Source organism: Mycobacterium sp. 852013-51886_SCH5428379, assembly GCF_001665575.1.
GTDB lineage: Bacteria > Actinomycetota > Actinomycetes > Mycobacteriales > Mycobacteriaceae > Mycobacterium.
On the sequence record NZ_LZSU01000003.1, the window covers coordinates 12,359 to 31,911 of the forward strand.

Genomic DNA, 19,553 nt, shown 5'->3' on the forward strand with positions numbered 1-19,553 from the left:
CCTGTCTATGCACGTCATGTTTCGGTCTGGTTACCCAGTCATTGCCGAGGCATGTCGCTGCCCGGCGGGGGTGGTGAGCTCGGTCGCGTTCGGCCGGCGCACGTACCGGTGCCAGGTGACGATCGAGGCGAGCACGTAGAAGGCCGCGAACGCCCAGAACGCCGCGGTGGCCGACCCGCTGCTCAGATACGACTGGCGCAGCGCCAGGTTGATGCCGACTCCGCCGAGGGCGCCCACGGCGCCGGCGAAACCGATCAGCGCACCGGACATGGCACGCGACCACGCCACCCGGTCCGCCTCGCTGACGGCGAGCGAGCGACTGCGGGCCTCGAAGATCGACGGGATCATCTTGTACACCGAGCCGTTGCCGATACCGGACAGCAGGAACAGCGCGATGAACCCGATGACGTAGCCGGTCATCGTCGCGGTGGTGGCCGCACCGGCGCTGGCGTCGTCGAGCGTGCTGACGGTGACCAGGATGCCCGCGGCGAGGATCATGCCGGCGAAGACGACGAGTGTGACCCGGCCGCCGCCGATACGGTCGGCCAGCTTGCCGCCGTAGACCCGGGACAGCGAGCCGAGCAGCGGACCGATGAACGCGATCTGCGCGGCGTGCAGCGACGCTTCGGCTGCGGTCTGCCCGCCCGCGGCGAAGTTGATCTGCAGAACCTGGCCGAAGGCGAACGCGAAGCCGATGAACGAGCCGAACGTGCCGATGTAGAGCAGCGAGATGACCCACGTATCCTTCACTCGGAGAATCTCTTTCATCGCCGAGGAGTCGATCCGGTGCTGTTCGAGGTTGTCCATGTACAGCGCGGCGCCGATACCCGCGACGGCGAGTGCGACGAGGTAGACCGCGCACACCCAGTACGGCTGGCGGTTGCCCGCGACAGCGATGACGAGCAGACCGACCAGCTGAACCATCGGCACACCGATGTTGCCGCCGCCGGCGTTGAGTCCCAGCGCCCAGCCCTTGAGCCGCTGCGGATAGAAGGCGTTGATGTTCGTCATCGACGACGCGAAGTTGCCGCCGCCGAACCCGGCCAGCGCCGCGCATAGTAGGTACGGCCACAGCGGCAACCCCGGGTTGGCGAGCAGCAGCATGGTGCCGACGGTGGGGATCAGGAGGACGAACGCGGAGAACACCGTCCAGTTGCGACCGCCGAAGCGGGCGGTGGCCAGCGTGTAGGGGATCCGCAGACACGCGCCGACCAGTGTGGCGGTGGCGCCGAGCAGGAACTTGTCGCCCGCGGAGAAGCCGTACACGCTCTCGGGCATGAACAGCACCATCACCGACCAGATGGACCAGACGGAGAAGCCGATGTGTTCGGCGGCCACCGACCAGATCAGGTTGCGGCGCGCGATGAACTTGTTCCCGGCCTCCCAGGCGACGACATCTTCGGGATCCCAGTCGGTGATGCGATGCGACGACATGGCCGAAACGTTAGGAAGCGCTCGTTACCTCAAGGCGCTCGGCGATGTCTCGTGCGTGAAATCATGCTCACCTGATCGGCAGCGAAGCTGTGAGGAGTGCCGCCCGCCTCGCCGCCATGGTCACCAGACGTCGCCGGCGCGCCAATCACAGGTCAGGTCGGCGGTGACGTCGAGGTCGGCGCCGGTGGGTAGGACGAGCACCGCGCCGTCGTCCTCGGGGGTGCGAGTCAGCCCGCCGGGTGCGAGCACCGACGTCGGACCGCGCCACGGCACCCAGCCGCGGGAGAGATACATCGGTCGGCCCGCCTCGGTGCAGCCCAGCGCGCCGAGCGGATAGGCGCCGCGGATCACCTGTTCCAGCGCGTCCATGATGGCGGTGCCCAGGCCCAGCCCCCGGCATTCCTCCCGGACGGCGACGGCCTCGACATAGCCGCAGCGCAGTGCGCTGCCGCGGTGCAGGAGTCGGCGCGCGACGACGGCGCCGTGGGCGATCAGGGTGCCGTGGCTCCAGATGAGGGCGTGCATACCGCCGAGGGCGTGATCCCAGTCGTCGTCGGAGAAGTCGCCGTCGAACGCCTCGACGAGCATGCGGCGGGCGCCGTCCATGGTCTCGAGATCCAGGTCGGCGGTGTGCACCAGACGTGCGGTGTGCACCTCTCGGATGCGGACCGCGCGGGGCTCCTGCAGCTGCACACCTCGGTTCTACCAGCGGTGGGTGCCTCTCACAACGCTATTCGGGGGCATTCGGGGCGCCGGGTCATGTGATCGACCAGAATTCGAGCAATGTCCGCACCGCGGCCACCAGTGGCAGCGGTTGGTCCAGCATCGGGTGGTGTCCGGCCTCGGCCAGTTCCACGAACGGCCCGCGCAGCTGCAACATCGAGCGGATCTGCTCGGCCATGTCCGGTGGCACGAGCCCGTTCTCGCACCGCAGATATCCGACGCGGCAGGGTAGCCGGGTGAAAGTGTCGCCGACGAGCTCCTGTTCGCCCGGGGTGTGCGCGAGCAGTTCGCCGCTGAAGATCTGCGAATCGAACTTCCACGCCCACCCGTCGTCGGTGCGGCGCACCGACTGCCTGGCGATGTGGTCATCAATATAGGGCAGCGTGATGGGTTGTGTGGGAACAGCTTTGAAGCGCGCGAGGATCTCCGCCTCGGTTCGGTAGCTGTGCCGCCGTCGGCTGCGCAGCCGGTTCTCCTCCGGGGCGCGGTCACGCAGCGGCGAATCGAGGATCAGCACACTGTCGATCTCGGTGCCGTGGCGCGTGGCGGCGGCCGAGGTCACCCAGCCACCCATGCTGTGGCCGACGATGGTCGGTCGAGCCGAGGAACGGGACACCGTCGCCGCGGCGAGGACTTCGCGGGCCCAGAGGGAGACCGCATAGCTCGTGCGGGCGCCGCTGTCGCCGTGTCCGCTCAGATCGGGTGCGATGACGTGATGGGTGGCGGTGAAGAACGGCGCGATGTGATCCCACCACCCGGAGTGCGCGCCGCCGCCGTGGACGAACACCAGCGGTGGGTTGTGGGGTTCACCCCATGCCCGGACGTGGATGGGGCAGTTCTCGACGTCGACGGTGTGGCGTTGCGGCTGCTGCCCCACGGCGGCCAGGAACCAGTCCGGCGCATCGGTCGGCGCGGGTGGGTCCGCCCCGCGCCCGCGTCGGAACAGGCGTTTCACCCGGCTATTCTGCACCATCCCGCAGTGGCCGGCGCGGCCGCGACCAGTGCAGCCGGACTGTCTGCCCGGGCCGGGTCTGAGCCACTTTGTCGACGTCGTCGTCAGTCACCACGCCGATCACTGGGTAGCCGCCCGTCACCGGGTGATCGGGTCCGAGGATCACCGGAAAACCGTTGGGGGGCACCTGGATCGCGCCGCGGGTGGCGCCTTCGCTGGGCAGCTGGCGGTCCGGCCGCCGGTACTCCAGCGGCATCCCGATCAACCGCATCCCCACCCGGTCGCTGTGGTTGGTGACCTGCCAGTTGGTGTGCACCAGCACGTCGGGGTCGACGAACCAGTCGTCGCGAGGTCCGGGGACGACGTTCAGTTCGAGGACGTCGTCGTCGATGGCGGCCACGGGCGCCTGGTCGAGTTCGGGGAAGTCAGCGCTGTGGTCGCCGACCGGCAGCGTGTCGCCGCGGCGCAGGGGTTGCGGTCCGATGGCGGACATGACGTCGTAGCTTCGCGAGCCGAGGACGGGGTGCACGTCGAATCCGCCGCGCACCGCCAGATAGCTGCGCAGCCCGGACTGCGGCGTGCCCAGCGTGATCACGTCGCCGTCGTGGGCGTAGTGGACGCTGTTGCTGCCGAACGGTTTTCCGTTCACCGCCGGTGAGGTGTCGGCACCCGTCACGGCGACCGCGACGTCACCGCCGTGCACGCGGGCGGTGAACCCACCCAGCATGACCTCGACGGTTGCGTGGTCGCCCGGGTTGGCGACCAGCCGGTTGGCCAGCGTGTGGGCGCGGCGGTCGGCGGCGCCCGAGCGGGTGACGCCCATGTGCGCGAGGCCGGGTCTGCCGAGGTCCTCGACCAGGGCGAGTGGTCCGGTGTTCAGGACCTCCAAGGTGATGGTCATGGTCGCCTCCTCAGCCGACGGACCGGAACTGGACCCACATACCCGGCATGATCAGCGCCGGGTTCTCGCGATCGACGTCCCACAGCGCGGCGTCGGTGCGGCCGATCAGCTGCCAACCACCCGGCGATTCCCGCGGATAGACGCCGCTGAACTCGCCGGCGAGTCCGACGGATCCGGCGGGCACCTTGGTGCGCGGTTCCGCGCGGCGGGGGACGTGCAGACGTTCGTCACCGCCGACGAGATAGGCGAAGCCCGGAGCGAAGCCGCCGAACCCCGCGCGGTACAGCGTCCCGGTGTGGGCGGCGACGATCTCGTCGGTGGCGAGTCCGGTGAGCCGGGCGACCTCGTCGAGGTCCGCCCCGTCGTAGACGACGTCGATCACCACGTCGGCTTCGTGCCCGGTGGGTTCGGCGGCATCGGCGACGGCGGATCGGTCGAGACGCAGTGCCGCCAGACGTTGCCGCGTCGGTGCGCGGTATCGGGCACCGTCGAGCTTGACGAGTACGGTGCGCGAGGCCGGGACGATGTCGAGGACACCGGGGAGCGCGGCGCCGCGCACCGCTTCGGTCCACGCCAAAACCTCGGTGGTACTGCCGAATTGGAGAAGGAGCGCGTGATCGCCGTAGTCGACCACGTCGCCGAGTGTCAGTGGTTTCATAACGTCCGATACTGCGGTCATACCCAAAGCTACCGCCGAGTAAGGTACGCGTCCCGTCCTTGAGGACTTTGCCAGAGGTGCCTTAAAACACCCTCAGACCGCGGGTTGGTAGGTGGGCTCGCGGCGTTTGATGACGCCGATGACGCGGTAGGTCACCGGCAGCAGGGCGGCCTCGACGAGGGTCTTGTAGATCCAGCCGAGCGCGGCGTAGATCGCGAACGATCCCATGTCGCCGAATCCGATGATGGGCGCGGCGATCGCGCAGAACACCAGCGTGTCGGCGAACTGGCCGACGACGGTCGACCCGAGCAGTCGTGCCCACAGATGCTGTTCCTTCGTGCGTTGCTTGATCCGGACGACCATCCAGGCGTTGACGAGCTGGCCGACGAGGAAACCCGACAGCCCGGCGATCGCCAGCCCGGAGATCGCCGCGACGGTCGACTCCAGCGCCTCCTGATTGGTGTAGTCCGCTGCGGCGGGCAGGTGCACGGTCGTCCACAGCACGAGGACGGCCAGCGCCTGCATCGCGAACCCGACGAGCACCGCGCGCCGGGCCGCCCGGAAGCCGTACACCTCGCTGAGCACGTCGCCGATGACGTAGGTGAGCGGGAACACCAGAAATCCGCCGTCGGTGAGCAGCGGTCCGAAGGCGACTCCCTTGGTGGCCGCGATGTTGGAGATGAGTACCAGTCCGGTGAACACCGCGACGAGCACCGGATAGATGCCTGAACCCACACTCGCGGAGCCGCGGTGCGCTGTCTCGGTGCTGGTCACCGGGACATTCTCGCAGGCGTGCCCGGTTGGGGCCGAATCCGCGGTCAGCTCACCTGGAAGTCACCGAACAGCACCAACGCGAGCCCCAGCGCGACGACGATGTTCACCACCGTGGCCGAGGCGAACAGCGCGATGGGCCGCCACCCGGCCTCGCGCAGGCCGCGCGCCGAGAACTCCAGCCCGATCGCCACGAACGCGAAGATCAGGAACCACGTCCGCAGATCGTTGACCGTGGCGATCGCCGCCTTGTCCCCGCCCCACTGCAGGTACAGCGTCCCGATGACCGAGGCGGCGATGAAGCCGAGCACGAACTTCGGGAACCGCTCCCAGAACTGACCGACGGTCGGGCGGGCGTCCGCATTGCGCTCGACCTTGAGGGCGAAGTAGGCGGTCAGCGCGATCGCCACGATCCCGATCAATGCGTTCTGGGTGGTCTTGACGATGGTCGCGATCTGCAGCGCATCCTCGCCGGCGAGCGCGCCGGCCGCGGCGACCGCGGCGGTGGTGTCGATGTTGCCGCCGATCCACGCGCCGGCGACCGCGTCGGGCAGGCCGAAGACGCCGGCCAGCCACGGCAGCAGAAAGATCGACGGCAACGCGAAGACGATCACCAGCGATGCGGCGTAGGCGAGCTGTTCGCGTTTGGCCTGCACTGCGCCGGCCGCGGCGATGGCCGCGCTGACCCCGCAGATCGACACGGCGGAGGCGAGCAGGGCCCGCAGTTTGTCGTCGAGGCCGAGCCGTCCGCCGAGCCACCAGGTGAAGCCGAAGACGATCGTGATGAGCAGCAGCGCCTGGATGATGGCCGGCCCTGCCGCGGTGACGAGCAGCTTCAAGTTGATCGACGCGCCGAGCAGCACCAGGCCGGTCTTGATGAAGAACTCGGTGCGGAAGCCGCCCGACAGTGCGTCACGCAGTGCGAGCCGGCTGAGCACGACGTTGCCGAGCAGCCCGAGGGCGATGGCGTAGACGGGGAACTCGACGGCCTTGGCGACGCGCTCGAACGACGTCCCGTCGGCCCACTCGGGGACCTGCGCCTCGAGGAAGCGGGTGGCGGCGCCGAGCGCCACGACCACGGCGACACCCGCGACGGCATAACCGATTCCACCGCTGCGGCGCGCACCGGTCTCGGGGTGGGTGGCCTGTTCGGTCACGGGATAACGCTGCCCGGGATCGCGCCGACGAGCACCAGGGCGAGCAGGGTCAGGCCGGCGACGACGGCGAGCCAATCCTCATTCATGGCTCGGAAGATAGGAGAGCCGCGACCGGCGCACACCGGTTGCGCTCAGCGTGAAGCCAATTCAGGAGTGGGCGAGTTTCTTGTTGACGAGGCGGGTCAGCCACGCGGGGGAGAAGCGGGCTCCGGTGGCGAGCACCTTGCTCTGCACGCCGACCGGGAAGTGCACCTGGTGAATGGCCTTGCGCAGGGCCGAGGGTTCGACCGCGGCGACGATCGCGTCGGCGATGTCCTGGGCGGTCAACCGGATGCCGAGCGAATCCGTGGTGCCGATCTTGACGTTGTCCGTCATGGCGGTCTGGACGTACAGCGGCCACATCGCGATGACGCGGATGCCGTAGCGGCCCCATTCGAGATCGAGCGCCTCGGTGATCCCGCGGACGAAGAACTTGGTCGCGCTGTAGTTGGCGAGCTCGGCCTGACCGTAGATCGCCGACGCGGACGCCAGATTCACCACGACGGAGTGCGGGGTACTACGCAGATACGGGAACGCCGCGTGGAGGCCGTTCACCACACCTTTGGCGTTGATGTCGATCTCCTTGTGGTGGCCGGCCAGATCCATCTCCTCGAACCGGCCGGGCCGTAGGATGCCCGCGTTGTTGATCATCACGTCGAGGCGGCCGCCGGTTTCGGCGGCGAACTCCTCGAGGCGCTGGGCCATCTCGGCGCCGTCGGTGACGTCGAGGTGCCCGGTGACCACCGTCGCGCGGACGCGTTGGAGCTCGTCGGTGAGCGAGGCCAAACCGGTGTCGTCGATGTCGTAGGCGCCGACCGTGTACCCCTTCTTGGCGAAGGCGATGGCCGTCTTACGGCCGATCCCGGCTGCGGCGCCGGTGATGAAAACGCTTCTGGAGGTGGGCATACGTAAAGATCACCTCTGCGGCGCAATCGCAAACCTGGGCGGCCGACGGAGCCTGTTGCGCTGTTTGCTGTGACAGACCAGGCTGGTGGTTCAGATGTGACGGATGTGACGATTCATCCGCCAGAGAACTTATACAAATGTGCAGCAAAATGACCTGGAGCCCGCGTCGCGGCGCTAGGGAGAACGACCGTTCAGAAGGGCTCCAGGCCTTACGGCCAGCGTACGCTTCAAATTCGCTGGGGGAAGGTTTTCGCGGGTACGTAATTTTTGCCGGGGAACCTCAGCCTGCGACGAGGGCTACGGCCAACCCGATCATGAACAGCGCGATCGCGGCGTCGAGCACCCGCCAGGCCGTCGGTGACGCGAACACCCGCGACAGCCGCTGCGCGCCGAACCCGAGGCAGACAAACCACACCGCGCTGGCGCTGACGGCGCCGACGCCGAACAGCCAGCGTTCGTCGCGGTGTTCATTGGCCAGGGCGCCGAGCAGAATGACCGTGTCGAGGTAAACGTGCGGGTTGAGCCACGTGAACGCGGCGCAGGTGAGCAGCACCGCGGCCAACCGGGTCGGGCCCTGCTCGGCGGGGGTGAGCGAAGCGGGCCGCCAGGCGCGGCGGGCGGCGAGGAGGCCGTAGCCGGTCAGGAACAGGGCGCCGCCCCACCGGACGACGTCGACGGCGGCGGGCTGTGCGGCGATCAGCGCTCCGACGCCCGTGATACCTGCGGCGATGAGCACGATGTCGGACACCGTGCACAGCGCGACGACGGCAGCGACGTGTTCGCCGCGAATGCCCTGCCGCAGGACGAACGCGTTCTGCGCACCGATGGCGACGATCAGCGTCAGCGAGGTCAGGAAGCCGTAGGCGAGCGGGGAGGTCACACCCGTGGACGCTAGGCCGCAGGACCAGTGCAGTAAAGCTAAAGATTCTTCATCTGGGTTAGCTGAGCTTATGCAACGTCGAGGCGGGCGTCGGCGGTGGCCACCAGGCGCCGCCGGCGCACGGTGCCGCCGAGAGACATCCGCAATTGCTTCCGTGCCCGGTGCAGTCGCGACATCACGGTGCCGACGGGGGTGCCCATCATGGCGGCGATCGTGGCGCACGGATATCCCTCGATGTCCGCGAGGTAGACGACCATCCGGAACTCGTCGCTCAGCGCTGCCATCGCGTGGTGGATCTCGGTGTCGGGTTCGGCCGCGAGAAACGTCGGTTCCGGCCCGGCGCCGTCGGTGTACTGCTCGGCGACCCCGTCGATCGGGACCTCCGCCAACCGCCGTTGACTCATCCGGTAGTTGTTGATCCAGACGTTCCGCAGGATCCGGTGCAGCCACGCCCGCACATTGGTGTCCGGGTCGAACGTCGAAAAGCTGCGGTAGGCGCGAAACATTGCGTCCTGCACCAGGTCTTCGGCATCGGGGCCGTCGTTGGTCAGCCGCCGCGCCCTTCGCAACAATTCACCCCGCATCGGGGCGACGAGGACATCGAAAAGATCTTCACTGCAGGGGGTTTGAACGACAATCGACGAAGAATCATGGGCAGGAACGGATTTCATGTTTCCGACGCTATGGGTCGCTCCTCGCCGGAGCACCTGTCTCACATCGAACGCATATCAAAGTGGGCCGGGCGGCGCCGGACATATGAAATCTCTATGAGACCGCCGCCGATACCTGGCGAGGGCGCGACAATGGCGGGGTGGTGTCAACGCCGGTCGAAGGCAACGGTCCCCGCCGGGCGATCCTGGGTCAGCTCCCGCGGATGTACCGCGCGGACGGGTCGGCGATCCGCGTCCTGCTCGTCGACGACGAACGCGCGCTGACCAATCTGGTGCGGATGGCGCTGCGGTACGAAGGGTGGGAGATCGACGTCGCGCACGACGCGGAGGAAGCCATCGCGAAGTACCGCGCCGAACCGCCCGACGCCCTCGTGCTCGACGTCATGATGCCGGGCACCGACGGCTTCGGAGTGTTGGAGCGCATCCGCGAATCCGGTTCCTACACCCCGGTTCTGTTCCTCACCGCCCGTGATTCGGTGGCCGACCGCGTAACCGGTCTGACCGCAGGCGGCGACGACTACATGACGAAGCCGTTCAGCCTGGAGGAGTTGGTGGCCCGCCTGCGCGGACTGCTGCGCCGTATCGCGTACCAGGCGCCGGCGGGCGACGAAGTGCTGCGTGTCGGAGATCTGGTGCTCGACGCGGCCGGCCACGAGGTGACCCGCGGCGGTGAGCGCATCTCGCTGACCTCGACGGAGTTCGATCTGCTGCGGTTCCTCATGCGGAATCAGCGGCGGGCGCTGAGCCGCGACGAGATCCTGCAACGGGTGTGGGAGTACGACTTCGGCGGCCGGTCCAGCATTGTCGATCTGTACGTGTCCTATCTGCGTAAGAAGATCGACACCGGCCGGGCCCCGATGATCCACACCGTGCGCGGCGTCGGGTACATGTTGCGGCCACCGGAATGAGACGGATGTGGCAGCGCTGGACGCTGCTGCGTCAACTCGTCGTCGGCGTCTCGATCGTGGTGATGATCGCGGTGGCGACCATCGGGTCGATGTCGGTGCTGACGCTGCGGTGGTCGATGCTCGGCATCGTCGACGGCCAATTGGCCATGTCTGCAGACAGTTTCGAGGCCGGCATGGCGAAGTACCGGATCACCCCCAGATCAGACGGCACACTGCCGCCGCCGGACGCGATGAAACCGCTGACCGCCTTCGCCGGTCAGGCACCGGGCAACGTCATCGCTCGTGTCCGGGACGGACAGGTCATCGATTCCGCGATCTTCCTCGACGGCGAGGCGCGACCGTTGCCGCCGGAAGCGCTGCCCGCCGTGGCCACCGAGGCGGCCGGCGGCCCCGCGCCGCGGTCGGTCGAACTTCCCGAGCTGGACTGGTACCGGATGGTCAGCCGCCCCGGCAGCGGCGGCGAGATCCTCGTGACCGGGGTCCCGCGCACACCCGAGTCGGGCGAGCTGGTGGACGAGGAGCTCATCGTGACGGGGTTGACCGCACTGGCACTCGTGGTCGCCGCGGCGAGCACCGTTGCGATCGTCCGGTTCGCCCTGCGCCCTCTGCGCCGGGTGGCGGCGACGGCCGCGGAAGTGGCGGCGCTCCCGCTCGATCGGGACAACCACGCGATCACCCCGCGGGTCGCTGACCGGGACACCGATCCCCGGACCGAGGTCGGTCTGGTCGGCGACACCCTCAACCGCCTGCTCGACCACGTCGAGGGCGCCCTGGCCGACGTCGCCGCCTCCGATCGGCGGATGCGGCAGTTCATCACCGACGCCAGCCACGAACTGCGCACGCCGCTGGCCGCCATCCACGGCTACGCCGAACTGACCCGGCAGGACAGCGCGGTGCTGCCCGAGACCACGGAGTACTCCCTGGCCCGTATCGAGGCCGAGGCCCAGCGGATGAATTCGCTGGTCGCGGATCTGCTGCTGCTCGCACGGCTCGACGAGGGCCACGATCTGGACACCGCCGACGTCGACCTGACCCGCCTGGTGGTCGACGCCGTGAACGACGCGGCGGTGTCGGCGCCGTCCCACACTTGGCTCACCGACGTCCCCGACACGGCGGTGTGGGTCAGCGGTGACCGGGCCCGTCTGCATCAGACCGTCGCCAACCTGCTGTCGAACGCGCGCGTGCACACCCCCGCCGGCACCACCGTCGCCACCGCCGTGACAGCTGTAACCGGGGACGACGGCGGGGCCTGCGTCGACGTCACGGTCAGCGACGACGGACCGGGCATCGACGGCGAATTGTTACCCCACCTCTTCGAGCGCTTCGTCCGCGCGGACAAGTCCCGATCGCGACAGGCCGGCAGCTTCGGCCTGGGCCTGTCGATCGTCGCGTCGATCGTCGACGCGCACGGGGGAACGATCACGGCCCGCTCGGCCCCGGGGGCCACGACGTTCACCATCCGCCTGCCCACTCTCGCCGCGCCCGGACGGTCTGTGACCACTCCGGTACCGGGAGGTGATCCAAGCTACACAGGCGTGAATTAGCGCTGTGGCGGGTACAGGGGCTGCAACGAAAGGAATCCGCATGCCAGCCACTTACCCTTCAGGGGAGAATCGGATGACGACGTGCCGGGCGTGCGGCTATCCCACGCTGGGCAGTGACGTCTGCGCCGCCTGTGTGCCCATGGTCGCCGCCGCGGAGGGGACGGCGCCGGCCCCGCTCGCCGCGTTCTCGCCCGCCGCGTGACGGCCGCCCGCCCGGCTGCGAATCGGCTTCAAGAATCCTCCAAGAATCCATAGAGGGCGCGGTCGCACGCTCGGGGCATGAAAACCGTCCGTTCTGCCGTGGTCGCCGCCATGATCGGAGCCACCGCCCTCGGGATGGCCGGGATCGCACGCACCGCACCGAGAACCGATCCCGGCGGCCTCTGCGCCTCACTCGACGCGCATGGCGGCTGCGCGTTGTCGGCTTCCGGGCCGTCCTACGGCGGTGACGCGATGGCCACGGCGGGCGCCCGCCAGGAACAGCAGGTCGTCAACTATCTGACCCAGGTGCTTCAGGATTTCGACGCCGCGGCAGGCCTTGCCGACACGCACGCCGACGGGTCACCCATCCATGAAATGGAGGCCACCAGCAGTTCTTACAGCTCTGCCGGAACCAAGACCGTGGTCGTCAAGGTGTATCAGGACCTCGGCGACGAGCGGCCCGCGACGTGGTACCGGGCCTTCAGCTACGCCAACGCGTCCGGTGCGCCGATCGATTTCGGCACGCTTTTCCGGCCCGGGACCAGGCCGCTGGACGTGATCGCGCCGATGGTGGCCGACCAGATGGGCCGCGATGTGGGACAACCGATCACGATCGATCCTGCGATCGCCAACGATCCGGCCAACTATCAGAACTTCGCGATCACCGACGACGCGGTGGTCTTCTTCTTCGACCGCGATCATCTGCACCCCACCTACGCGGCGACGCGGGTTGCGATCCCCCGCACGGCGATTGCGGACCTGCTCAGTCCCGGTCTGTGAGGAAGACGTATGGAGTTGCGCCCGATGGGGTAGACACCCGTCGACTAAGGTCGGATTTCGGTCAGGGGCAGCCTTCTCCAGGGCTCACGAAGGGATGTGGCGAGTGAGCGCTGAAGGCGTCGACGGCGACGTGGCGATGGGGGTGTTCGGCGCCGACCCCGAGGTCGGAGCGCACCTCGCCCGCGTCGACTGGTCGGCCACCCCCCTCGGCGTTCCAGACCAGTGGTCCCAGAGTCTGCGCACGACCGTCAGCGTGATGCTGTCGTCCAAGTTCTCGATGTGGATGGCCTGGGGCCCCGAGCTGACGTTCCTGTGCAACTCGGCGTACCGCCGCGACACCCTCGGCCGCAAATACCCGTGGGCGTTGGGGCGGCCGGCCAGTGAGGTCTGGGCCGAGATCTGGCCGGGCATCGGGCCCCGCATCGACCGGGTGCTGGGCACTGGCGAGGCCACCTGGGACGTCGGACTCCGGCTGTTCCTGGAGCGGTCGGGCTACAAGGAGGAGACCTACCACACCTTCTCCTACAGCCCATTGCGCGACGACGACGGCGCCGTCGTCGGCATGCTGTGCGTGGTCAGCGAGGACACCGACCGGGTGATCGGTGAACGGCGGATGACGACGCTGCGCGACCTCGGCTCCGACCCGACGGTCGTGCGCACCGAACGGCAGATGCTCGACTTCGCCGCAGGCCAACTCAGCCGGAACCTGTACGACCTGCCGTTCACGCTGACGTACCTGTTCGACGAGGAGGGCAACGCACGGCTGTCCGGGTTCAGCGGGATCGAGGCCGGCCACCCGGCCGCGCCGCTGACCCTGCCCGCCGAGGGGTACGCGGTCTGGCCGACCGAGCAGGCCGCCGCAGGAGAATCCGTCCTCACCGAACTGGACGGCGAATCCCTCGACCTGCCGACCGGGGCGTGGGACGCGCCACCCACCGAGGCCCTCGTGGTGCCGCTGCTGCAGCAGGGCGCACCACCGGCCGGATTCCTGGTCGCCGCACTCAACCAGCACCGCAGGCTCGACGAAACCTATCGCGGTTTCGTCGAACTCGTCGCGGGGCACCTCGCCGCGGGCATCGGCAGCGCGCGCAGCTACAGCGCCCAGCAGCGGCGCGCTGAGGAACTCGCCGAACTCGACCGCGCCAAGACCACCTTCTTCTCCAATATCAGCCACGAGTTCCGCACCCCGCTCACGCTGATCCTCGGACCCGTCGCGGACCTGCGCGCCCGCGGACCGGGTCTGGACGCTCAGGCCGCCACCGAGCTGGACCTGGTGCACCGCAACGGGTTACGGCTGGCCAAGCTGGTCAACACGCTGCTCGACTTCTCCCGGATTCAGGCCGGCCGGATGCAGGGCCGTTTCGAACCGGTCGATCTGGCCGTCGTCACGGCCGAACTCGCCAGCGTGTTCCGCTCGGCGGTCGAACGCGCCGGCCTGCGCCTGGACGTCGACTGTCCGGCGCTGGACGAACCGGTCTACGTGGATCGCGACATGTGGGAGAAGGTCGTCCTCAACCTGCTGTCCAACGCGCTCAAGTTCACCTTCGACGGGTCGATCACCGTCGGGGTCGCGCGTCGGACCGGCCATGCCGAGGTCACCATCGCCGACACCGGGATCGGTATCCCCGCCGCTGAGATGCCGCGACTGTTCGAACGGTTCCACCGCATCGAGAACGCGCGCGCCCGCTCCACCGAGGGCAGCGGAATCGGCCTGGCGCTGGTCCGTGAACTCGTCGGTCTGCACGGCGGCACGATCACCGCCGACAGCGCCGAGGGAACCGGGACGACGTTCCGGATCTGCGTGCCGTTCGGGACGGCGCACCTGGACCCCGCGGACCTCGCCCCACCGGGGTCGGCGCGCTCCGTCTCCGGCGTCACCGATCCCTTCGTGCAGGAGGCGTTGCGCTGGCTGCCCACCGAGATGGATCTGCCCGAGGGGTCCGCTGCGGGAGTCGCCCCAGCCGCCACCGGATCGTCCGTCGCCGCCGCGCACGTCCTGCTCGCGGACGACAACGCCGACATGCGCGACTACCTGACCGGACTGCTGGCGGGCGCGGGGTACCGGGTCACCGCCGTCGGCGACGGTCAGCAGGCCCTCGAGGCGATCCGCGGGGACGAACCCGACCTGGTGATCAGCGACGTGATGATGCCCCGCGTCGACGGGCTCGAACTGCTCGCGGCGTTGCGTACCGATTCGCGCACCGCCGCCCTGCCCGTACTACTGCTCTCCGCCCGGGCGGGCCAGGAGGCGTCCATCGAAGGCCTCTCCGCCGGCGCCGACGACTACCTGGTCAAACCGTTCGCCGCGGCCGAACTGCTCGCGCGCGTCCGCGCCAACGTCGAACTCGCCCGGCTGCGCAACCATCACGCGCGGTGGCGCACCGCACTCGTCGACTCACTGCAGGAGGCGTTCTTCGTCTGCGATGAGACCGGCGCCGTCGTCGAGATCAACTCCGCCTTCACCGACATCCTGGGGTACGGACCGGAGCAACTGCCGTACCACCCCGTCCACCCGTGGTGGCCGGACGCCGATACCGAACCCGAGGCGCACCGACAGGTCGGTGAGGCGTTCGCCGCGCTGATGGACAAGGTCCACGGCGAGTTCACCTTCCCCGTGACCCACCGCGACGGCCACCGGTTGTGGGTCACCGCCAACTTCAACCCCACCCACGATCCGGACACCGGACGCGCGGTGATGGTCGGCACCTTCCGCGACGTCACCGCCGACCACTACACGGTGCAGCGCGACACTGCGCTCGCCGCGATCAATCAGCAACTCGCCCAGGCAGACACACTCGACGACGCGCTGCTGGGCGCGGCCCGCGAGCTGCGCGAGGTGTGGCAGGCTCACCGGGTCGTCGCCGCGACCTTCCCGGCCGGGCGGCCCTCGCGCAGCGACGAGGAACCCTCCGAGTTGCTGGTGGTCGGCGAGTCGGCGCGGTGGAGCGAGCTCACGCGCGAGGTGCGCGCCCAGATTCTGGCGCTGTACGACGGTGACCTCGTGGTCACCGATACCAGCGTGCCCGGCGCGGCCGGCATCGCGATCCAGCATCCCCGTGGCGTGCTGGTCGTCTACCTCGAACTGCCCGAACGGCGGCCGTTCACCGAAGAGGACAGCACCCTGCTGACCGTGCTGGCAGGACGGCTCAGCCAGGGCGTGCACCGGGTACACCAGGTCGACCAGCAGCGCGAAACTGCTCTGGCACTTCAACATTCGATTCTCGGGCCGGCCGATCTGCCGGGCGGGTTCGCGGTCCGCTACCAGCCGGCCGGTCGCCCGCTGCAGGTCGGTGGCGACTGGTACGACGTCGTCGATCTCGACGACGGGCGCATCGCGCTGATCGTGGGGGACTGCGTCGGGCACGATCTCGCGGCCGCGACCGTTATGGGTCAGCTGCGCAGTGCCTGTCGCGCGCTGCTGCTCGACCAGCCCCGGCCCGGCGCCGTGCTCTCAGGACTCGACCGGTTCGCCGCCCGGCTGCCCGGCGCCCGCTGCACCACCGTGTTCTGCGCGGTGCTCACCCCCGAGACCGGCGATCTGGTGTACTCGAGCGCCGGTCATCCGCCCCCGATCCTGGTCCATTCGGCGGGGATGACCCGGATGCTGGACGGCGGGCGGGGTTTCTCGCTCGCGCTGCGGCCGGATCCGGACCGCCCGGAATCCCAGGTGACTCTGCCGCCCCGCTCCACGCTGCTGCTGTACACCGACGGTCTGGTGGAACGGCGTCGCGCATCGCTGGACGAGGGGATCAGGCAGGCGGCCGAAGTGGTGCGGGCGGGCCGGGAGATCGACCTGGACCGGATGGCCGAGGAGCTGATGACCGAACTGGAACCGAGCGGCGGATACCAGGACGATGTGGCGCTGCTGCTCTACCGGCAGCCCGGTCCGCTGGAGATGGCCTTCCCCGCCCACACCGATCAGCTCGCCCCGTCGCGTTCTGAGCTGCGGAATTGGCTGACACGGGTCGGCGTCGACCCCGATCAGATCCAGAACGTGCTCATCGCGGTGGGGGAGGCGGTATCGAACGCCATCGAACACGGACACCGGAACACCCCGGACGGTATCGTCACGCTGCGGGCTTGCGCTTTCGCCGATCGACTTCGTGTCACCGTCACCGATACCGGGACGTGGAAGGAGAACAGGCCCGGGGAGAACATCCGGCGGGGACGGGGGTTGGCACTGATGCGTGGCCTGATGGACGATTTCTCGATCCGGTCCAACACGGACGGGACGACCGTCGAGCTTCACGCAAGGATTTCCTGATGGCCACACCGCTCTCGTTGAGCAGTGGGCGGGGCAGCGATGGAACTCCCCGACTGGTGGCCGCCGGCGAGATCGACCTGAGCAACGTGGACACCTTCACCCAGGCGATCACCACGACCATCACCGAAGGCGGCGGCTCCGACGCGGTGATCATCGACCTCAGCGCCGTCGAGTACCTGGACAGCGCGGCGATCAACGTCCTGGCGGTGCACGCCGATGACATCGCCCGCATGCGGTTGATCGCCCACCCGTTCCTCATCCCGGTGCTGACGATCAGCGGGTTGACCGAACTGGCCGAGGTCGAGACAGCGCCCGCACGGCCGGACGCCGAGAACAGCTAGCCCCGGCTACTCCTCGTCGCCCTCTATTTCGGGCGGTGCCTCCACCAGAAGTGACATGCCGTGGTGGGCGGGCATTTCCACCGCGAAACTGTGCAGATCGTCGACGGTGGCCAACGGTTTGCCGGTGAACATGTCCGACACCGCGGATCCCGGGGGCAGCTTCTTGGACCGCACCGTGCCCGCGACGTCCTCGTTGGCGAAGTTCAGCACGGTGAGCTGGTACTGACCCTCATCGGCCAACTGGTGCACCAGCACCAGCATGCCGCGGTGCGAGACCTCGGGGATGTCGATCTGCCGGCTGGTGGCGATCCCATAGTGGGACCGGACCCGCAGGATCGCCTGTAGCTGACGCAGGAAACTGGTCTCGTCGTTGAGCTGTTCGGGAATCGAACCGTAAAGGCTTCGGCCCCTGGGCATTCCGGCCGATGACTGGGTGGCATCAGGGTTGACGCCCATCAGATCGTGCGCGGCGCGGTTGATCCACCGGGTGTCTCCGCCCTGGATCAGCTGGGGGATCTGGGTAGTCGGCAGCGTGAGCATGCCGCACATGTCCCAGCCGGACAGCGCGAAAACGCCGGGCTGCAGCGCGTTGAACATCGCCAGGAGCAGATGGGCCCGTCGGATGTGATCGACCTGGTGCGGATCCGAGCCGAGCTCGTCGAGGTCGGTGAACCCGAGCGCCGCCGCGATCACGGTCGAGGTGGTGCAGGCGATGCCGTTGGTGGTGAAGACCTGGTTGTAGGGGGCGTTCTCGCCGGTGAGCTTCTCGGTCAGGTCGCGGCGGATCCGGTCGCCGAGCTCTTCACCGGTGATCTCCTTGTCCCGGTAGGTGTAGACGTCGTCGCGGTGCCCGTGAGACCAGTGCAGCAGTTCGTAGGTCAGTTCGTCGTGGTTCTGCAGGGCATGCACCAGCGAGGCCGGGTCCACGCCGAGTTCCAGGGTGGTGCGCAGGGTCAGCCGGAGGAACTCGGTGTCGGCGGTCGCCAGCGCGTGGTGGTATGCCGGCCGGGTGATGAAGTCGTAGGACAGGTCCGCACCGGCCTCGCCGATCTCGCGGATGTCATCGATGGTGAGGTTGAGCTCCTGGAACGTGAACCCGCCGACTTTGCGCACCATGCTGGCGATCAGGTGGTTGGCGGCCTCGGAGAGCGGGTGGCCCTCCGACCACGCGGTGCTGTCCTCGGCCGCGGTCTTCTCGGCACCCAGGAATCCGTTGGCGTCCAGGCGCAGTCCGCCGGTTCCCAGGTCCGTCAGCGAGTGCAGGGCGTCGCCGATGACCAGCCGCATCCCGGCGAATGACGGGTCGAGCCAGTTGATCGAGGGCTGCCCGTCCTTGAAGTAGTGCAGATACACCCACCGACGCTCGACGCCGTCGATACCGACGACCGGCCGGGTGACGCTCCAGTTGGTCTCCTTGACGCCCTCGGCGTAGAAGATGACGCGCTGCAGCCTGCCGATGATGTAGCCGGCCTTGTCGAGCCAGTCCTCGGTGGCCGGGTCGATGTTGATCGAATCGGCTCCTGCCGGCACCTCGGGCAGGTGCTCCCAATCGCGCGGGTCGATCTCGACCATGTGGTAGATGCCGGGGTAGTCGGCGTATTTCATCTCGGCCAGCCGGAAGTCGGCACCCTTACCGGTATGGCCCGGCACGATGTCGTCGATGATCGTGCCGCCGTACCAGTTGGCGGTGCCGCACATCTGCCGGAATTCGGCCTCGGTGCCGAAGGCGGGGTCGATCTGGGTGCTGATGCGATCGAAATGCCCGTCCACGCTGGGGGTCATCTGCCACCCGGAGATGCCACCGGCACGCTTGACCGGTCCGGTGTGGACACCTTCGATGCCGATCTCGGCGAACGCCTTCCACATCTCCTCGTCGGCCATGGCTTTGAGGAACGACTCGTCGGGCCGGGTGATCAGCGACAGCGGGTAGGCGGTGAACCACACCGACGCCGTCTCGACGGCCCCGCGGGGGCTCGGTGTCGCATACGGGTTCTGCCACATCGAACCCTGCCCCGAGAACTGCTGGCTGATCTCGTTGGCATCGGCCAGCATCGACTGCGACAGCAACCAGGACACGTAGGCCGGGTTGTCCCCGTTCGGCGGTCCGTCCTGAGCCAGGGAGCGGCGGGTGAACGGGGTACGCACCCGCGGCCGGAAGCGCAGGGCGCGCGGCCGGGCCGGATGCAGATGCTCGTCGAAGGTCAGTTCAGCCGGCTCGTTGGCCTGATCGTCGCTTTCGACGCCGGGATCGGCACGGTCGTCGGGCTCCGACTCTGCCGCCTGAGACATGAAACCCCTTCGCATGTGGATGATCGAGCGTCTGTGCCTGTATTACCGGTCCGTCGCCCGGTTGAAACGGCCACTTCTCCCGCGCCGATGCGACACGCCGATCCGCAACCAGCCTACGGCGCGAACTGTGAAGT

Annotated in this window: 17 protein-coding genes; 6 read left to right on the top strand and 11 right to left on the bottom strand. The window is 68.4% G+C overall.

All coding sequences use genetic code 11. The features are described from left to right. Window positions 1–30: 30 nt before the first annotated feature. From A5757_RS00280 to A5757_RS00325, 10 genes are all read right to left on the bottom strand, one after another. Window positions 31–1,434, bottom strand: coding sequence for a NarK/NasA family nitrate transporter (locus A5757_RS00280; RefSeq protein WP_066827931.1), 1,404 nt, complete (start codon window positions 1,432–1,434; stop codon window positions 31–33). A gap of 120 nt (window positions 1,435–1,554) precedes the next feature. After that, on the bottom strand, window positions 1,555–2,040 hold the full coding sequence (locus A5757_RS00285; RefSeq protein WP_082929240.1) for a GNAT family N-acetyltransferase: 486 nt from the start codon (window positions 2,038–2,040) through the stop codon (window positions 1,555–1,557). Window positions 2,041–2,191: 151 nt separating this feature from the next. Continuing rightward, on the bottom strand, window positions 2,192–3,130 hold the full coding sequence (locus tag A5757_RS00290; RefSeq protein ID WP_197497214.1) for an alpha/beta fold hydrolase: 939 nt from the start codon (window positions 3,128–3,130) through the stop codon (window positions 2,192–2,194). Beyond that, entirely contained in the window at window positions 3,117–4,010 is an 894-nt protein-coding gene (locus tag A5757_RS00295; RefSeq protein WP_066827935.1) for a 5-oxoprolinase/urea amidolyase family protein, read from the bottom strand. The genes A5757_RS00290 and A5757_RS00295 overlap by 14 nt, the downstream gene beginning before the upstream one ends. A 10-nt stretch (window positions 4,011–4,020) precedes the next feature. Further along, the gene (locus A5757_RS00300) at window positions 4,021–4,689 is read right to left on the bottom strand and encodes an allophanate hydrolase subunit 1 (RefSeq protein ID WP_066827937.1); all 669 of its coding nucleotides are present in this window, start codon (window positions 4,687–4,689) and stop codon (window positions 4,021–4,023) included. A 72-nt stretch (window positions 4,690–4,761) separates the two neighbouring features. Further along, window positions 4,762–5,442 (bottom strand): queuosine precursor transporter, encoded by a 681-nt coding sequence (locus tag A5757_RS00305; RefSeq protein ID WP_066827942.1) that lies wholly within the window; start codon window positions 5,440–5,442, stop codon window positions 4,762–4,764. Between the two features lie 44 nt (window positions 5,443–5,486). Next, a complete protein-coding gene (locus A5757_RS00310) occupies window positions 5,487–6,596 on the bottom strand; it encodes a YeiH family protein (RefSeq protein ID WP_066827943.1) in 1,110 nt (369 codons plus the stop codon). A gap of 147 nt (window positions 6,597–6,743) precedes the next feature. Next, window positions 6,744–7,541 (bottom strand): SDR family oxidoreductase, encoded by a 798-nt coding sequence (locus A5757_RS00315; protein WP_066827944.1) that lies wholly within the window; start codon window positions 7,539–7,541, stop codon window positions 6,744–6,746. Window positions 7,542–7,821: 280 nt separating this feature from the next. Further along, complete coding sequence (lysE, locus tag A5757_RS00320; protein ID WP_066827945.1) at window positions 7,822–8,421, bottom strand: L-lysine exporter; 600 nt, start codon at window positions 8,419–8,421, stop codon at window positions 7,822–7,824. A 68-nt stretch (window positions 8,422–8,489) separates the two neighbouring features. Beyond that, complete coding sequence (locus A5757_RS00325; protein WP_082929236.1) at window positions 8,490–9,092, bottom strand: sigma-70 family RNA polymerase sigma factor; 603 nt, start codon at window positions 9,090–9,092, stop codon at window positions 8,490–8,492. A 203-nt stretch (window positions 9,093–9,295) separates the two neighbouring features. Here A5757_RS00325 and A5757_RS00330 point away from each other — a divergent pair, with 203 nt between their 5' ends. The 6 genes from A5757_RS00330 to A5757_RS00350 all read left to right on the top strand — a co-directional run bounded on the left by A5757_RS00330 (window position 9,296) and on the right by A5757_RS00350 (window position 17,130). Next, on the top strand, window positions 9,296–10,000 hold the full coding sequence (locus A5757_RS00330) for a response regulator transcription factor (protein ID WP_066828025.1): 705 nt from the start codon (window positions 9,296–9,298) through the stop codon (window positions 9,998–10,000). Further along, on the top strand, window positions 9,997–11,544 hold the full coding sequence (locus A5757_RS00335) for a cell wall metabolism sensor histidine kinase WalK (RefSeq protein ID WP_066827951.1): 1,548 nt from the start codon (window positions 9,997–9,999) through the stop codon (window positions 11,542–11,544). The genes A5757_RS00330 and A5757_RS00335 overlap by 4 nt, the downstream gene beginning before the upstream one ends. A 73-nt stretch (window positions 11,545–11,617) precedes the next feature. After that, window positions 11,618–11,746 (top strand): hypothetical protein, encoded by a 129-nt coding sequence (locus A5757_RS23860; RefSeq protein WP_255360345.1) that lies wholly within the window; start codon window positions 11,618–11,620, stop codon window positions 11,744–11,746. A gap of 77 nt (window positions 11,747–11,823) precedes the next feature. Further along, window positions 11,824–12,525 carry an RsiV family protein gene (locus A5757_RS00340; RefSeq protein WP_156618067.1) on the top strand — a complete coding sequence of 234 codons (702 nt, stop codon included), beginning with the start codon at window positions 11,824–11,826 and terminating at the stop codon, window positions 12,523–12,525. Window positions 12,526–12,619: 94 nt separating this feature from the next. Next, the gene (locus A5757_RS00345) at window positions 12,620–16,789 is read left to right on the top strand and encodes a SpoIIE family protein phosphatase (RefSeq protein ID WP_066827956.1); all 4,170 of its coding nucleotides are present in this window, start codon (window positions 12,620–12,622) and stop codon (window positions 16,787–16,789) included. Further along, complete coding sequence (locus A5757_RS00350; protein WP_066827958.1) at window positions 16,789–17,130, top strand: STAS domain-containing protein; 342 nt, start codon at window positions 16,789–16,791, stop codon at window positions 17,128–17,130. The genes A5757_RS00345 and A5757_RS00350 overlap by 1 nt, the downstream gene beginning before the upstream one ends. 6 nt (window positions 17,131–17,136) lie before the next feature. Here the strand turns inward: A5757_RS00350 and treS are convergent, their stop codons facing one another. Beyond that, a complete protein-coding gene (gene treS, locus A5757_RS00355; protein WP_066827960.1) occupies window positions 17,137–19,419 on the bottom strand; it encodes a maltose alpha-D-glucosyltransferase in 2,283 nt (760 codons plus the stop codon). Window positions 19,420–19,553 lie beyond the last annotated feature (134 nt).

Excerpts from the sequence above, each read along its gene's own strand:
- treS (WP_066827960.1), bottom strand. The coding sequence starts at position 19,419 with ATGTCTCAGGCGGCAGAGTCGGAGCCCGACGACCGTGCCGATCCCGGC.
- A5757_RS00350 (WP_066827958.1), top strand. The coding sequence starts at position 16,789 with ATGGCCACACCGCTCTCGTTGAGCAGTGGGCGGGGCAGCGATGGAACT.
- A5757_RS00280 (WP_066827931.1), bottom strand. The coding sequence starts at position 1,434 with ATGTCGTCGCATCGCATCACCGACTGGGATCCCGAAGATGTCGTCGCC.
- A5757_RS00340 (WP_156618067.1), top strand. The coding sequence starts at position 11,824 with ATGAAAACCGTCCGTTCTGCCGTGGTCGCCGCCATGATCGGAGCCACC.
- A5757_RS00315 (WP_066827944.1), bottom strand. The coding sequence starts at position 7,541 with ATGCCCACCTCCAGAAGCGTTTTCATCACCGGCGCCGCAGCCGGGATC.
- A5757_RS00300 (WP_066827937.1), bottom strand. The coding sequence starts at position 4,689 with ATGACCGCAGTATCGGACGTTATGAAACCACTGACACTCGGCGACGTG.
- A5757_RS00290 (WP_197497214.1), bottom strand. The coding sequence starts at position 3,130 with ATGGTGCAGAATAGCCGGGTGAAACGCCTGTTCCGACGCGGGCGCGGG.
- A5757_RS00295 (WP_066827935.1), bottom strand. The coding sequence starts at position 4,010 with ATGACCATCACCTTGGAGGTCCTGAACACCGGACCACTCGCCCTGGTC.
- A5757_RS00285 (WP_082929240.1), bottom strand. The coding sequence starts at position 2,040 with ATGGACGGCGCCCGCCGCATGCTCGTCGAGGCGTTCGACGGCGACTTC.
- A5757_RS00330 (WP_066828025.1), top strand. The coding sequence starts at position 9,296 with ATGTACCGCGCGGACGGGTCGGCGATCCGCGTCCTGCTCGTCGACGAC.
- A5757_RS23860 (WP_255360345.1), top strand. The coding sequence starts at position 11,618 with ATGACGACGTGCCGGGCGTGCGGCTATCCCACGCTGGGCAGTGACGTC.
- A5757_RS00345 (WP_066827956.1), top strand. The coding sequence starts at position 12,620 with ATGTGGCGAGTGAGCGCTGAAGGCGTCGACGGCGACGTGGCGATGGGG.
- A5757_RS00325 (WP_082929236.1), bottom strand. The coding sequence starts at position 9,092 with ATGAAATCCGTTCCTGCCCATGATTCTTCGTCGATTGTCGTTCAAACC.
- A5757_RS00335 (WP_066827951.1), top strand. The coding sequence starts at position 9,997 with ATGAGACGGATGTGGCAGCGCTGGACGCTGCTGCGTCAACTCGTCGTC.